Origin of the sequence: Neopararhizobium haloflavum (genome assembly GCF_002750855.1) — a bacterium.
In the GTDB taxonomy this organism is placed as follows: domain Bacteria; phylum Pseudomonadota; class Alphaproteobacteria; order Rhizobiales; family Rhizobiaceae; genus Georhizobium; species Georhizobium haloflavum.
This window is the reverse complement of sequence record NZ_NWUC01000005.1, coordinates 1-13,547: the sequence shown is the minus strand read 5'-3', so window position 1 is coordinate 13,547 and position 13,547 is coordinate 1. Positions and strand designations below refer to the sequence as shown.

13 protein-coding genes and 3 tRNA genes are annotated in these 13,547 nt (G+C 62.0%); 9 read left to right on the top strand and 7 right to left on the bottom strand.

The features are described 5' to 3' along the window. Window positions 1-7 precede the first annotated feature (7 nt). The 4 genes from radC to CN673_RS11805 form a co-directional block, all read right to left on the bottom strand. Window positions 8-787 (bottom strand): RadC family protein, encoded by a 780-nt coding sequence (gene radC / locus CN673_RS11820; protein ID WP_099866495.1) that lies wholly within the window; start codon window positions 785-787, stop codon window positions 8-10. Between the two features lie 25 nt (window positions 788-812). Then, a complete protein-coding gene (map, locus tag CN673_RS11815) occupies window positions 813-1,640 on the bottom strand; it encodes a type I methionyl aminopeptidase (protein ID WP_099866494.1) in 828 nt (275 codons plus the stop codon). Further along, window positions 1,640-2,392 carry a DNA/RNA nuclease SfsA gene (gene sfsA / locus CN673_RS11810; protein ID WP_099866493.1) on the bottom strand — a complete coding sequence of 251 codons (753 nt, stop codon included), beginning with the start codon at window positions 2,390-2,392 and terminating at the stop codon, window positions 1,640-1,642. The genes map and sfsA overlap by 1 nt, the downstream gene beginning before the upstream one ends. A gap of 63 nt (window positions 2,393-2,455) precedes the next feature. Beyond that, window positions 2,456-4,300, bottom strand: a complete 1,845-nt coding sequence (locus CN673_RS11805; protein ID WP_099866862.1) for a PHA/PHB synthase family protein — start codon at window positions 4,298-4,300, stop codon at window positions 2,456-2,458. A 179-nt stretch (window positions 4,301-4,479) separates the two neighbouring features. Between CN673_RS11805 and CN673_RS11800 the strand changes: the two genes are divergently transcribed. The 4 genes from CN673_RS11800 to recJ all read left to right on the top strand — a co-directional run bounded on the left by CN673_RS11800 (window position 4,480) and on the right by recJ (window position 9,425). Then, window positions 4,480-4,881, top strand: a complete 402-nt coding sequence (locus CN673_RS11800; RefSeq protein ID WP_157928886.1) for a hypothetical protein — start codon at window positions 4,480-4,482, stop codon at window positions 4,879-4,881. 84 nt (window positions 4,882-4,965) lie between these two features. Further along, window positions 4,966-6,183, top strand: a complete 1,218-nt coding sequence (locus tag CN673_RS11795) for an LL-diaminopimelate aminotransferase (protein ID WP_099866491.1) — start codon at window positions 4,966-4,968, stop codon at window positions 6,181-6,183. A gap of 73 nt (window positions 6,184-6,256) precedes the next feature. After that, window positions 6,257-7,582, top strand: coding sequence for a homoserine dehydrogenase (locus CN673_RS11790; protein WP_099866490.1), 1,326 nt, complete (start codon window positions 6,257-6,259; stop codon window positions 7,580-7,582). A 52-nt stretch (window positions 7,583-7,634) separates the two neighbouring features. Then, window positions 7,635-9,425, top strand: a complete 1,791-nt coding sequence (gene recJ, locus CN673_RS11785; RefSeq protein ID WP_245409903.1) for a single-stranded-DNA-specific exonuclease RecJ — start codon at window positions 7,635-7,637, stop codon at window positions 9,423-9,425. Between the two features lie 31 nt (window positions 9,426-9,456). Here the strand turns inward: recJ and CN673_RS11780 are convergent. From CN673_RS11780 to CN673_RS11770, 3 genes are all read right to left on the bottom strand, one after another. After that, window positions 9,457-9,531 (bottom strand) — tRNA-Glu (locus CN673_RS11780). A gap of 154 nt (window positions 9,532-9,685) precedes the next feature. Further along, window positions 9,686-10,900, bottom strand: coding sequence for a YcbK family protein (locus CN673_RS11775; protein ID WP_245409877.1), 1,215 nt, complete (start codon window positions 10,898-10,900; stop codon window positions 9,686-9,688). Between the two features lie 230 nt (window positions 10,901-11,130). Further along, complete coding sequence (locus CN673_RS11770) at window positions 11,131-11,571, bottom strand: VOC family protein (protein ID WP_099866488.1); 441 nt, start codon at window positions 11,569-11,571, stop codon at window positions 11,131-11,133. A 220-nt stretch (window positions 11,572-11,791) separates the two neighbouring features. Between CN673_RS11770 and CN673_RS11765 the strand changes: the two genes are divergently transcribed. The 5 genes from CN673_RS11765 (at window position 11,792) to CN673_RS11745 (ending at window position 13,461) form a co-directional block, all read left to right on the top strand. Continuing rightward, the gene (locus CN673_RS11765; protein ID WP_245409902.1) at window positions 11,792-12,340 is read left to right on the top strand and encodes a cold-shock protein; all 549 of its coding nucleotides are present in this window, start codon (window positions 11,792-11,794) and stop codon (window positions 12,338-12,340) included. Window positions 12,341-12,361: 21 nt separating this feature from the next. Beyond that, on the top strand, window positions 12,362-12,835 hold the full coding sequence (locus tag CN673_RS11760) for a DUF192 domain-containing protein (RefSeq protein ID WP_099866486.1): 474 nt from the start codon (window positions 12,362-12,364) through the stop codon (window positions 12,833-12,835). 104 nt (window positions 12,836-12,939) lie between these two features. Then, window positions 12,940-13,016 (top strand) — tRNA-Pro (locus CN673_RS11755). Window positions 13,017-13,065: 49 nt separating this feature from the next. Beyond that, complete coding sequence (locus CN673_RS11750) at window positions 13,066-13,371, top strand: ETC complex I subunit (RefSeq protein WP_099866485.1); 306 nt, start codon at window positions 13,066-13,068, stop codon at window positions 13,369-13,371. A gap of 13 nt (window positions 13,372-13,384) precedes the next feature. Then, window positions 13,385-13,461: transfer RNA gene (locus CN673_RS11745), tRNA-Arg, on the top strand. Window positions 13,462-13,547: the final 86 nt, after the last annotated feature.

The following is a 13,547-nucleotide window of genomic DNA, read 5'->3' as shown; positions in this document are numbered from 1 at the left end:
ATATCGGTCAGATGAGCTGAAGCCCTTTCAGGCTGGCGTGGCCGTTGCGACCGACGATGACGTGGTCGTGCACCGTGATCCCGAGTGGTTTGGCCGTTTCGATGATCGTTCGCGTCATTTCGATATCGGCGCGGGACGGGGTCGGGTCGCCCGAGGGGTGGTTGTGGACCAGGATCAACGCCGTCGCAGACAGTTCGAGCGCGCGGCGCATGACTTCGCGCGGATAGACCGGTGTATGGTCGACGGTGCCCGTCTGCTGGACCTCGTCGGCGATCAGCACATTCTTCTTGTCGAGGAAAAGGATGCGGAACTGTTCTCGCGTTTCAAACGCCATGGCCGCACGGCAGTAGTCAATGACTGACTGCCAGGAACCGAGCAGCTGGCGCTCGCGGATTGCTCCCTTGAGGGAGCGTTGACCCAAGGCGGCAACGACCTTCAGGTCCAGCGCCGCGCTTTCACCGATCCCATCCGTCTCCGCCAGAAGATGCGGCGGCGCGCCCAAGACTTCCGATAGCGTCCCGAACCGTTGAAGCAACGCTTTCGCGATCGGCTTGGTGTCGCGCCGCGGCAACAGGCGGAAGAGCAGCAGTTCCAGAAGTTCGTAGTCGGCAAGACCGGATGCGTTGTCGCGGAAACGCTGGCGAAGGCGATCGCGGTGGCCGTGATAGTGCTGAGCGGGCGGCTTTATTCCGCCATCCAGCGGCCGGGGTTGTTCAGCAAAATAGGAGCGTTCATCGGCCGGAGCCGGGTCGCCTTCATCCGTGTTGTCCTGCCCTTCGGCCGTCATCCGGTCTCAGGTCCATCCCTTGCGATCAAGCCGGCAATCCGGGGCGGTCGAGTCCGCCGGGCGAAAGCGTGAAGATCTCACATCCGGTTTCAGTCACCCCGATCGTGTGTTCGTACTGCGCCGACAAGGACCGGTCGCGGGTCACAGCTGTCCATCCATCGGCGAGAACCTTCACATGCGGCTTGCCGAGGTTGATCATCGGTTCGACGGTGAAGATCATCCCGGGGCGCATCTCCGGGCCCTCATTGGCCCGTCCATAGTGGAGGATGTTCGGAGCGTCATGAAACAGACGTCCCAGCCCGTGACCGCAAAAATCCCGGACGACGGAGCAGCGCTCGCCCTCGGCATAGACCTGAATGGCTTCGCCGATAGCACCGGTGCGGGCGCCGGGCCGGATGGCGGCGATGCCGCGCATCATCGATTCATGAGTGACTTCCAGAAGCCGCTCGGCCGCGCGCTTCAACTGCCCGACCGGGTACATGCGGCTGGAATCGCCATGCCAGCCATCCAGGACATAGGTGACGTCGATATTGACGATATCGCCGTCGCGGAGCGGCTTCTCGTTGGGAATGCCGTGGCACACGACATGGTTGATCGATGTGCAGGAGGACTTCATGTAGCCGCGGTAGTTCATCGTCGCCGGAAATGCGCCGTGATCCTTGCCGAAGCCGTAGACGAAATCGTCGATTGCCTGTGTGGTGACGCCGGGCGTAACCATGGCGGCGAGTTCATCGAGGCACCGCGCCGTCAGTTGACAGGCCTTGCGCATGCCCTCGAACCCGTCTTCACCGTAAAGGCGGATCTGGCCATTGTTTTTCTGCGGGGCCAACGCTGCGTCGATATAGCTGACCATTACTTTCCGTTCCGATTTGCCGCTTCCGACCCGGTGCATGGTCGGGCTCCCGGTTCTTCGATCGGGACGACGGCGTCGGGACGGATGAATTCCGGTGTGATGTCGCATCGAACCGCGATGGCTTCAACCCCACGCGCCACCGCGCGATCGAAAGCGGCAGCATAGATCGGATCGAGGTCGCGGCAAAGCCGGAAACGAGACACGTCAGGACGCTGGATCATATAGAGCATGATTGCGCGATGGCCTGACTCGACCATATCGCCAAGTTCTTCGAGATGTTTGGCGCCGCGAGCCGTAACCGAATCGGGAAATTCGGCAAGGCCGGAGGTCCGGCTCATATGCACGTTCTTCACCTCGACATAGGCTTTGCCGCGCGCTTGATCTTGAAGCAGGATGTCGATGCGCGAATTGCGTCCGTAGCGCTGTTCGCGCAGCCGCTCGCCGTAGTCGGCGAGGTCACGGATCAGGCCAGCATCGATCGCCTCGTCCGCCAATCGGTTGGGCAGCCCGGTATTGACGCCGATGATGGTGTCGTCAGCCTCCACCAGTTCCAGGCAGTGCCGGTATTTTCGCGTGGGACTGTCGTGCTCGGACAGCCAGACGCGCGCGCCGGGTGTCGTCAGGCCGAACATCGAGCCGGTGTTCGGGCAAGAGCCGGTGATCGCCTGGCCGTCCGCCAGAACCGCGTCGAACAAGAAGCGCTTGTAGCGTGCGACGAGCGTCGCAGGCACGAGGGGAGATTTGAACTGCATCGTCGAGGCGATAAGGCATCCCCCGTCTCGGCGCAATCGAAGCATCTATGAGTTGCGGGCGCATCACGCCTTCATCTTGACGAACGAACCAGGCGCATCCTCGATCGGTTTCAGTTTGGCGCCGCCCGGTTTGCGGGTCTTGGCCTCGACCTTGCGATCATCCTGCGCTTCAATCCATGCCTGCCAATGGGGCCACCAGGAGCCGGGGTTCTCCTGCGCCCCCGCGATCCAGTCTTCGAAGCCGCCCACCGGCGGCCCTCCCGTCCAGTACTGGTACTTGTTCTTGTCCGGCGGGTTGACCACGCCGGCGATGTGACCAGATCCGGAAAGCACATACTGCACATCGCCGCCGAAGAACTGGCTGCCGATGAACACCGACTTTGCTGGCGCGATATGATCTTCCTTCGTCGCCAGGTTGTAGACCGGGATGCGGATGTCCTTCAGCGAAACCGGCTTGCCGCCCAGCTCCATGCGTCCGGCCGACAGATTGTTTGAGAGATAGCAATTGCGCAGATAAAACGAGTGGTTGGCGCAGGGCATCCGCGTGGAATCTGAATTCCAGTAGAGGAGATCGAAGGGCAGGGGATCCTTGCCCTTGAGATAATTGTTGACGACGTAGGGCCATATCAGATCGGACGAGCGCAGCATGTTGAATGCCGTCGCCATCTTGGAGCCGTCGAGATACCCGGTGCGCTGCATGCCCGCTTCGATCGCTTCGATCTGTTCTTCGTCGACGAAGACCTTGAGATCGCCCGCATAGGTGAAGTCGACCTGGGTCGTCAGGAAGGTGACCGTGCGGATGCGCCGGTCCTTTTCCCTTGCGTGCAACGCCAGTGTCGCCGCCAGAAGCGTCCCGCCGACGCAGTAGCCGATCGCGTTGACCTCGCTCTCGGCCGTTGCCGCCTCGACCGTATCCAATGCGAAGCCGATCCCTTCGCTGGCGTAGGCGTCCCAGTTCTTTTCCTTGTGACGCTCGTCGGGATTGACCCAGGAGATGACGAAGACGGTGTGTCCCTGTTCGATGGCCCACGCGATGAACGACTTTTGCGGGTTGAGATCGAGAATGTAGAATTTGTTGATCCAGGGTGGGCAGATCACAAGGGGGCGCTTCAGGACCTTCTCTGTCTTGGCGCTGTACTGGATGACCTGACAAACGTCGCTCTGGGCGATCACCTTGCCGGGGGTTGTCGCGAGATTCTCGCCAACCTTGAACTTGGAGTAATCGGCCTGACGCAAGCGAAGATCGCCTTTGCCGGCCGCAATGTCCTCGGCCAGCATCCTCATGCCGCGCACGAGGTTTTCGCCGTTGGCTGCCACCGTTTCCCGATACAGTTCCGGATTGGTCATGATGAAATTGCTGGGCGCCAGCGCATTGGCGATCTGCTTGGTGTAGAAAACCGCCTTGTGCCGCGTGTGCTCATCGAGCCCTTCGGCATCTTCAACGAGCTTCTCAGCCCAGTCCGAGGTGACATCATAGGCGCTTCGCAGGAAGTTGAAGAATGCGTTGCGTTCCCAATCAGCGTCGGAAAAGCGTTTGTCGCCTGCATGTCTTGCCGGCGTGATCGGGCCGTCGTCCTGACCGGACATCTTCTGGAGCGAGGCGTTCCACAGCCCGAAATAGCTCGTCATCAAATGCGTTTGCGCCTCGAAGGCGCGTGCGGGGTCCGACAACCAGTATTCAGAAACCTTGCTGAAGGTCTTGACCATGTCGGCGACGGGCTCGGAGAGGGTATCGGTCTTTTCACCGCTCTCGCGTGGGCGCACCCAGGCCGAGGCAGCTCTTCCCAACTCCTCCAGCATTCGGGCCAGATTGCGCGCAAAGGCCTCCGGATCCTTGATGATATAGGGCTCGATCGACGATGCATCGATCTTGTCGGAGGCCTTTTTGCTGTCCGTCGTGTTCGACATGCCGTTCCTCCCGGTCATGGCATTTCGCCTTTGCGGCTTGTCAAAAAAGCCTACTATATCGAAGCTCGCCAATGTAAGAGGAATAAGACATTGTTTTCCCGCACCGCCGGATTGGCCGCGTCACTGCGCATGGCGGTTGGCGGATGAAAGCGCGACAATCATTCGGCGAGTCCTTGTCCATGCTCTTCACTTCCTGTCGTTCTGGTGTCCTCCTGCTGCTCATCGCCGGCATGATGGCCGGTTGTAGCGAGACGACGGACCCCCAGTCCGAGCGCTACGATCCCACGCTGACCGTTGTGCAGCAGAACCTCTCGCGACCCGATACGCTGACACCGGAACCGTTCGTCCAGACGGGTGCGCGCCGTGGTGGCGAGTTTCCGACCTTTTCGCGCATGCCACGCGGCGCGACGGCCCAGATGAGCGATGTCGAGCGCCAGATGATCGAGACAGAGATGGCCGCTGCTCTCGCGGAACAGCGCAACGACCGGGTCGCTGCGACACGGTATCGCGAGCGGCTGGCACAGCTGCAGGCGATCGCCCGCAATCACGGCACCGAAACGCTGCAGCGCATCGAGAACTGAGCGGCCTTGCATTTGTTGCCGATTGGACGCAATGGGTCTGCATGACGTAGGGTTACTGCGTCGCCCACTTCCCGGATCGAGACCATGGAAGAATTTCACAAAGTTCGCCGTCTGCCCCCTTACGTCTTCGAGCAGGTCAACCGCCTCAAGGCGAACGCGCGAGCCGGTGGCGCTGACATCATCGATCTCGGGATGGGGAACCCGGACCTGCCGACACCGAAGAGTATCGTCGACAAATTGTGCGACGTCGTGCGCGATCCCCGCACGCATCGGTATTCCTCGTCCAAAGGCATTCCGGGGTTGCGGCGTGCGCAGGCGGCTTACTATGCCCGCCGCTTTGGCGTGAAACTCAACCCGGACACACAGGTCGTCGCCACACTCGGTTCGAAGGAGGGCTTTGCGAACATGGCCCAGGCGATCACAGCGCCGGGCGATGTCGTTCTGTGTCCCGATCCGACCTATCCGATACATGCGTTCGGTTTCCTGATGGCCGGCGGTGTGATCCGCTCGATGGCCGTCAAGCCGGACGACAGCTTCTTCGTCGCGCTCGATCGCGCAATCCGCCATTCGATCCCCAAGCCGCTGGCGCTCATCCTGAACTATCCGTCGAACCCGACGGCGTATGTTGCAACGCTCGACTTCTACAAGGAAGCGGTGGCCCAGGCGCGCAAGCACGATATCATCATCCTCTCCGATCTGGCCTATTCGGAAATATACTTCGACGGGACACCGCCGCCTTCGGTGCTTGAGGTGCCGGGCGCCATGGACGTGGCCGTCGAGTTCACCTCGATGTCCAAGACCTTCTCGATGCCCGGTTGGCGCATGGGCTTTGCTGTCGGCAACGAACGGCTGATCGCGGCTCTTACCCGGGTCAAATCCTATCTCGACTATGGCGCCTTCACACCGATCCAGGTCGCCGCGGCGGCCGCGCTCAATGGTGATGGGTCGGAGATCGAGGACGTCCGCAACGTTTATCGGCGCCGCCGTGACGTTCTGGTCGAGAGCTTCGGCAAGGCAGGCTGGCAGGTTCCTCCGCCCGCAGCGACGATGTTCGCGTGGGTGCCCGTGCCCGAAGCGTTCAAGCCGCTCGGGTCGCTGGAATTCTCGAAGATTCTGGTCGAAAAGGCGGATGTCGCCGTTGCGCCGGGTATCGGTTTCGGCGAACAGGGGGATGACTATGTCCGGATCGCCCTGGTGGAGAACGAGCACCGAATTCGGCAGGCGGCCCGCAACATCAAGCGCTTTCTTGCATCGGCTGACGAGACGATGCACAACGTGATCCCGCTCAACGCCCGGCGCTAGCGCGCCGGACACTGGTATCACGTTGCGGTGTGCGTCTGGCGCCGCGACCTTCCGAACATGAATGGACTGACGAATGGCTGAACCCCTTCGAATCGGCATCGCGGGTCTTGGGACCGTGGGATCGGCGCTGGCGAGCGTGCTGGTCTCCCGCCACGCGCTCCTGGCCGACGCGTGTGGACGCGAGATCGTGATCACCGCCGTCGCGGCACGCGACCGGGAGCGCAACCGCGGCATCGATCTGAGAGCGATGGAATGGTTCGACGATCCGGTCGAACTTGCGAGGAATGCGCAGATCGACGTTTTCGTCGAGCTGATCGGTGGTGACGGCGATCCAGCGCATCTGGCCGTCGAAGCCGCTTTGAAGCGCGGCGTTCACGTCGTCACCGCCAACAAGGCGCTGCTCGCCCGGCACGGCGTTGCGCTGGCACGGCTCGCCGAGGAAAAGGGCGTGCTGCTCAACTTCGAAGCGGCGGTCGCCGGTGGCATTCCAGTGATCAAGGCGATGCGGGAATCCCTGACGGGCAACCGCGTGAGCCGCGTCTACGGGATCATGAACGGGACGTGCAACTATATCCTGACGGAGATGGAGCGCGAAGGCTTCACCTTTGCCGAATGCCTCAAGGAGGCGCAGCGCCTCGGCTATGCGGAAGCCGACCCGACCTTCGATATCGAAGGCAACGACACGGCCCACAAGCTTGCGATCCTGACGAGCCTTGCCTTCGGCACGGAAATATCGGCTGACAACATCTATCTCGAGGGGATTTCCAACATCTCGATCGAGGATATCCGCGCTGCCGACGATCTCGGTTACCGCATCAAGCTCCTGGGGGTGGCGCAGCGAACGGAGTCGGGAATCGAACAGCGCGTTCATCCCACCATGGTACCAAAGGATTCCGTGATCGCTCAGGTTGACGGCGTGACCAATGCCGTTGCGATCGAGTCGGACGTCCTCGGCGAACTTTTGATGTCGGGGCCTGGCGCGGGCGGTGATGCCACCGCATCGGCGGTGATGGGCGACATCGCCGACATCGCCAAGAGCCGTCCGGGGCTTCAGCATGGACCGGCCCTTGGCCAGCCCGCAGCGAAACTGCTGCCGTATCAGCGTGCCAAGATGCGCAGCCATGAGGGCGGGTACTTCATTCGCCTGACGGTCGAGGATCGCGCGGGCGTTTTTGCTTCCATCGCCAAGAACATGGCGGACAACAAGATTTCGCTTGAGTCCATCGTCCAGCGGGCCAAGCACCATGCGCCGTCCGGCCTCGGACACCAGACCGTCGTGCTTGTCACGCATGCGACGACGGAAGCGTCTGTGCGGGCGGCCGTCGATGCGATCAAGCACGAGGGATATCTGGAAGGCGCGCCACAGGTCATCCGTATCGAGCGGCCCAAATCGGGCTGAGGGGACGCTCGAAACGCTGGGCCGTCGAGGCGAGGAACAGGCGGTGCAAACGATGCCGATGGAACGGGAGCGGGCCTTTCTTGACGTCGAGATGTCGCTGACTGGCCAGCGCTGGAGCCAACGACTGGACCAGTCGGGCCGAAACCGGGCGCTGGCCATGGCGCAAAGCTACGGGATGTCCGAGATCGTCGCCCGGGTTCTGGCCGGCCGCGGTGTCGGACTGGACGAGGCGCAGGATTTCCTTGATCCGACGTTGAAGAAGCTGATGCCCGATCCGCAGTCGCTGACGGACATGGAGCGGGCCGTCACACGGCTGTCGCGGGCAATCCGCGACCGGGAGGCGGTGGCCATCTTCGGCGACTACGATGTGGACGGCGCCTGCGCATCGGCGTTGATGAAGCGCTTCTTCGATCATTTCTCCGTCCCGTCGGATATTTACATTCCGGACCGGATTTTCGAGGGATACGGCCCGAATGCCAGGGCCATCGGGGACTTGATCGATCGTGGCGCCAGGCTGATCGTTACCGTCGATTGCGGTTCGACCAGTCACGATGCTCTGGCCGAGGCGGCCAAACGGGGGGTCGATGTCATCGTTATCGATCATCACCAGCTCTCGGCCGATCTGCCGCCATGCCATGCGCTGGTCAATCCAAACCGTGAAGATGACCTTTCTGGGCAGGGCCACCTGTGCGCTGCCGGCGTGGTGTTTCTGGTCCTCGTCGCGACACTTCGGCGCCTGCGCGAAGAGCACCAGCCAGGTCATGCCAGTCTCAATTTGCTGAACTGGCTCGATCTCGTTGCCCTTGCGACGGTGTGCGACGTGGTGCCACTCAAGGGTCTCAACCGCGCATACGTGGTGAAAGGGCTGGTCGCTGCGCGTCATCTTGGTAACCCGGGTCTTGCCGCTCTCGTTCGCAGCGCCGGGGTTGGCGGACCGCTGACGCCTTATCATTTCGGCTTCCTGCTGGGACCGCGGATCAACGCAGGCGGCCGCATCGGTGATGCGGCGCTCGGCAGTCGGCTGCTGACGCTCGGCGATGCGGCGGCCGCCGAGGAGATTGCGGTGCAGCTCGAGGCCCTTAACCGCGAGCGTCAGGCTATGGAGCGCGCCATGCTGGAAGAGGCTGAAGCAGAAGCGCTCTACGAATACGCGTCCGGCACGGGTCCCGCCATCTTCGTTACCGCGAAGGATGGCTGGCACCCCGGTATCGTCGGTCTGATTGCCTCGCGACTGAAAGACCGACTGCGCCGGCCGGTCTTCGCGATCGCCTTCGATTCGAGCGGGCGTGGCACCGGGTCCGGCAGATCGATCGCAGGCTTCGATCTTGGTCGGCTGGTGCGCGGCGCTGTGGAGCAGGGTTTGCTGGTCAAGGGCGGCGGGCATGCCATGGCGGCCGGTCTGACCGTCGAACGCTGCAAACTTGGTGCTCTGCGGACGTTCCTGGAGGAACGCGCCACGTCTAAGATCGAGGCGCTGACGGCCGACAGCGAGTTGAAGCTCGATGGCGCGTTGTCTTCGAGCGGGGCGACCGTGGGATTGTTGGATGCTCTGGAAGCGGCTGGTCCCTACGGCGCCGGCCACGCTCAACCGATCTTCGCCTTTCCGCGTCACCGCTTGAGCAATGCGCAGGTTGTCGGCCAGGATCATCTGCGCATTGAAGTGCAGGGTTCGGACGGCGGACGGCTCGGTGGCATTGCTTTCAGGGCCGCTGACACGGCTCTTGGCCAGGCCTTGATGGCCGGGCGCGGCGCGACGTTCCACTTCGCCGGCAGCATCGCGATCAACCATTGGCAAGGCACACAAAGGGTGCAGCTTCGCCTGCTGGACGCAGCGCCCGCATAGGTCGGTTCGACAGACAATTTCGAAGAGAGGGTGGCACGCCCTAGGGGAATCGAACCCCTCTTTCCAGAATGAAAATCTGGCGTCCTAACCGATAGACGAAGGGCGCATGCCGTGATCGCGTCGCCGCGATGGGCGTCTTATAGTCAGGGGATTTTGTCTCCGCAAGCACCAAAACCCGTTATGTGGAAAAAAAGTACCGCGATGCGGTAGACGAGGCGCGTGGCACTCAGAAACTTCACGCAAACAATGGGTTGGATGCGTTAGTTGCGACGGCGGCAGCGCCAGTTCCAGTCGCGCTTGCTGCCGACGTCCACATGGACCGATTCCGTGTGGCAGTATGTGCCCACCCCGCCACGGCCCGGCAGGCTGCGCGCAAACTCGGCAATCTGCCACTTGCTGACGCCAGCCACCTGGATATCGGCTGCCTCGCAGGACATGTGCTTGGATTCGCGGGCACCTCCGACGCGTCGGTTGTGCGATTTGTTGCGATATCCTGACGTGACGACGACCTGGCGTCCGAAATGGGCTTCTATCCGGCGAATCGTCTGGACGAGGCCGGGCTTCAGGCAGGAGACGTCGACATTCTTGTGCTGGACGGCAAGCCGGCTGCCAGCAAGCGCGGCAAGGCCCACGGCGGAGGCAACCTGGACGGTGCCGTTTTCCTCATCATAACTGTTGTAGTCGAAACCTTCGCGCCGCGAGAGCTGATAGAGGCTGCTGACTTCGCGCACGCCGGGCAGGGGCGCTTCGCCGCCGGCCACACTCAAGCGCGCTTGCGGCTTGCTCGTTGCGATGGATGCGGTGGTGACCGGCGATGTCTCGGGTTCCGCCGGCTCTTCGGCCTCAGCGGCACCGGCCGGTTGTTCCGTTTCGCCCCGGTCGCTTTCGAACAGGCTTCCGGCCGTGGCCGAACGCGGCGAGGCGGGCTCGGTCACCGGCTTTTCGGCTGACTTGCCGGAGCGGGAGAAAAGACGGGCAAAGGGCGAGGGGGCTTTCTCGGGTTCGGCGACGACGGCGAGCGCGGCGGGTGCGCGATCCTCGGCGGCGGCTGGCTCGGCCTCGGCCGCTTCGACCGGTGTATCCCGCTGCGCTGGATCAGCGGCTGCGACCTCGACCGGTTGCGCTGCGGTCTCGGTACTTGCCGCTTCAGCGGCTGTGTCTGTTGGCGCCGCCTGATCGGTGGCCGCTACACTTGCATCCGCGCTTTCATCGTCGACGGCTGCTGCCGTCGCCTGCGCTGCGCTCCCTTCGGAAGCTGTCGCGCTCTCGCCGTCATCGGCGACCGCTTGTGCGTCCGCGGTCTGAATGTCTTCTGTGGATGACGATCCGGCCGTCTCGACGGCTGCGCCCGGTGCTATAGAAAGAGCCCCGTCATCGGAGACCGCGCAACCGGCCACTATTCCCAGGCACCCCGCCATGGCCAGAAGCTTGAAGTGTGCAAGATGGTTCGTGCTGCGGTTCGCGCGACGCTGCAATGATTCTTCCCCGCTTGAAATGGCGTCTCAGACACGCCAGCCAACGCTTCTATAGGAAGAAACGACGCGCTGTCCATGCCAGGCCGACGGAATTGTTGCAGTCCCCGATAGTGTTGTTCTGATTCAATCCGAATTGGGGCGAAACGATGGCTGTGCGCAATCAAACGTTAACCATGAACAACTTGCGGACCGGCAGATCGCGCTGCCGGCCCGCGGACGATGCATGTTATCTACCAGGATCCGGTGTTTTCCATCGAAGCCCATGGCTCCTGGCTGGGCAGGCTGTCGCCCTTCTGCAGCAGCTCGATCGAGATGCCGTCCGGTGAGCGCACGAACGCCATATGGCCGTCTCGCGGGGGACGGTTGATGGTGATGCCGCTGTCCATCAGCTTCTGGCAAAGCGCATAGATGTCGTCGACCACATAGGCGAGGTGGCCGAAATTGCGCCCGCCCTGATACGTCTCCGGATCCCAATTGTAGGTGAGCTCGACCATCGGGGCCTTTTCCTGTTCCGCCCGCTCCTGGTCTTCCGGTGCGGCAAGAAACACGAGCGTGAACCGGCCACCTTCGTTTTCCAACCTGCGGATTTCCACAAGCCCAAGCTTGTTGCAATAAAAGTCGAGTGCAGCGTCCAGGTCGCTGACGCGCACCATGGTGTGCAGGTAACGCATTGGCTTCTCCGATGTTTTTGGTTTCCGCCAGGCAAACTAGACGACAGAGGCGCCGGTGCAATGGCGGCGTCGAAATTTTCACGCCGGCCTGTTCATGGAAAAGTAACTCTTGCACAGCCGGCCCATTGCAATGTTATCTTCTGTCACAGAATCAACGTTGCTTGACGTTAAGTAACAAAGGCGGATGGGGATGGGGGACAGTTCCTCGCAGAAAGACGAGATGTTGGATAGCCACATCGTTGGCGAGCCCGTCGACCTGATCGAAATTTCCGGTGTTATCAAGTGGTTCGATGTCGCCAAGGGTTTTGGGTTCATCGTGCCCGACAACGGGATGGACGACGTTCTCCTCCATGTGACCTGCCTCAGGCGTGATGGCTATCAGACCGCCATGGAAGGCACGCGAGTCGTTTGCGAAATCCAGAAGCGCGAGCGTGGCTACCAGGCGTTCCGCGTCCTTTCGATGGATCAGTCCAACGTACCGCATCCGTCTCAATTGCCGCCGGCGCGCACGCGCGTCCAGGTGACGGCGACCAGCGGGCTCGAGCGCGCCATCGTCAAGTGGTTCAACCGCACCAAGGGATTCGGCTTCGTCACGCGCGGCGAGGGGACCGAGGACATCTTCGTCCACATGGAGACGTTGCGCCGGTTCGGCCTTGCCGAGCTCAGACCCGGTCAGGTCGTGCTGGTGCGCTATGGTCCGGGGGCCAAAGGCCTTATGGCTGCCGAAATTCACCCCGATACGGAAACGCCGTTTCCCAAGTCGCACTGACGCAAAAGCGAAAGAGCCGCCATGTTTCACGTTCGTCCTCTCGCCCTTGGTGCGGCCGTTGCGCTGTGCGCCTGCCTGCCAATCCTAGCCGTCGCACAGGAACACGAGACTTCCGCCGATCCGCTGGTGATCGAGACGGCAGACGGGCAATTCGACTATACGGTGGAGCTGGCGCTCGACGGACGGGAGCGAGCCATTGGCCTGATGAACCGCGAGAGCATGGAAGATGATCATGGCATGCTCTTCCGGTTCGAAAGCGTTCGCCCAGTCTCCATGTGGATGAAGAACACGCTGATCCCGCTCGACATGCTGTTCATCCGGGAGGACGGCACCGTTGCCGGTTTTCACGAGAACGCCGAGCCGATGTCCGAGACCGTGATTTCCGCCCCGGAACCGATCCGCTATGTGCTCGAACTCAATGGCGGCACGGCTGAGGAAATCGGGCTTGCCGAAGGCGACCGTGTGTCCCACCCGGTCATCGACGGGACCGACTGACAGCGTCACGGTTCCGGCCCGCTGCCGGGATATGTCTGTGGCGGCAAAATGCGGTTGCGGGCGGGCGATGAAGCGTGTATCCCCCACCCGTCGTCATCGGCATCCGGAGCGTAGCGCAGCCTGGTAGCGCATCTGGTTTGGGACCAGAGGGTCGCAGGTTCGAATCCTGCCGCTCCGACCATGATGACCGGGTCGTTCTCAGGCCATTGTCGAAGCACGGAGCGCCGCTGATGTCCGCCAAGATCTACCGTCCCGCCAAGACCGCAATGCAGTCGGGCAAGGCGCGCACGCAGGACTGGCTTTTGGAATACGATCCGGAAATCCCGCGCGCCATCGACCCGATGATGGGCTACACGTCCTCGCGCGACATGAAGCAGCAGATTCGCATGAGCTTCGACACCCGCGAGGCGGCCATCGCCTACGCCGAGCGCCATGGCATCGCCTATCGTCTGGTAGAGCCGAAAGAGCCCAAGCGCGTGCGTGTCGCCTATTCCGACAACTTCAAATATGATCGCAAGATCCCCTGGACGCACTGATCCCGGGCGACGCGGCCCCTTAGCTCAGCTGGATAGAGCACCGGCCTTCTAAGCCGATGGTCGCAGGTTCGAATCCTGCAGGGGTCGCCATTTTTCCGGGGTACGACCCGGAGACATGGGTAACAGAATGTACCTAAGACATGGGTGACGACCTCGTGCCGAACGGGTTGTCGATG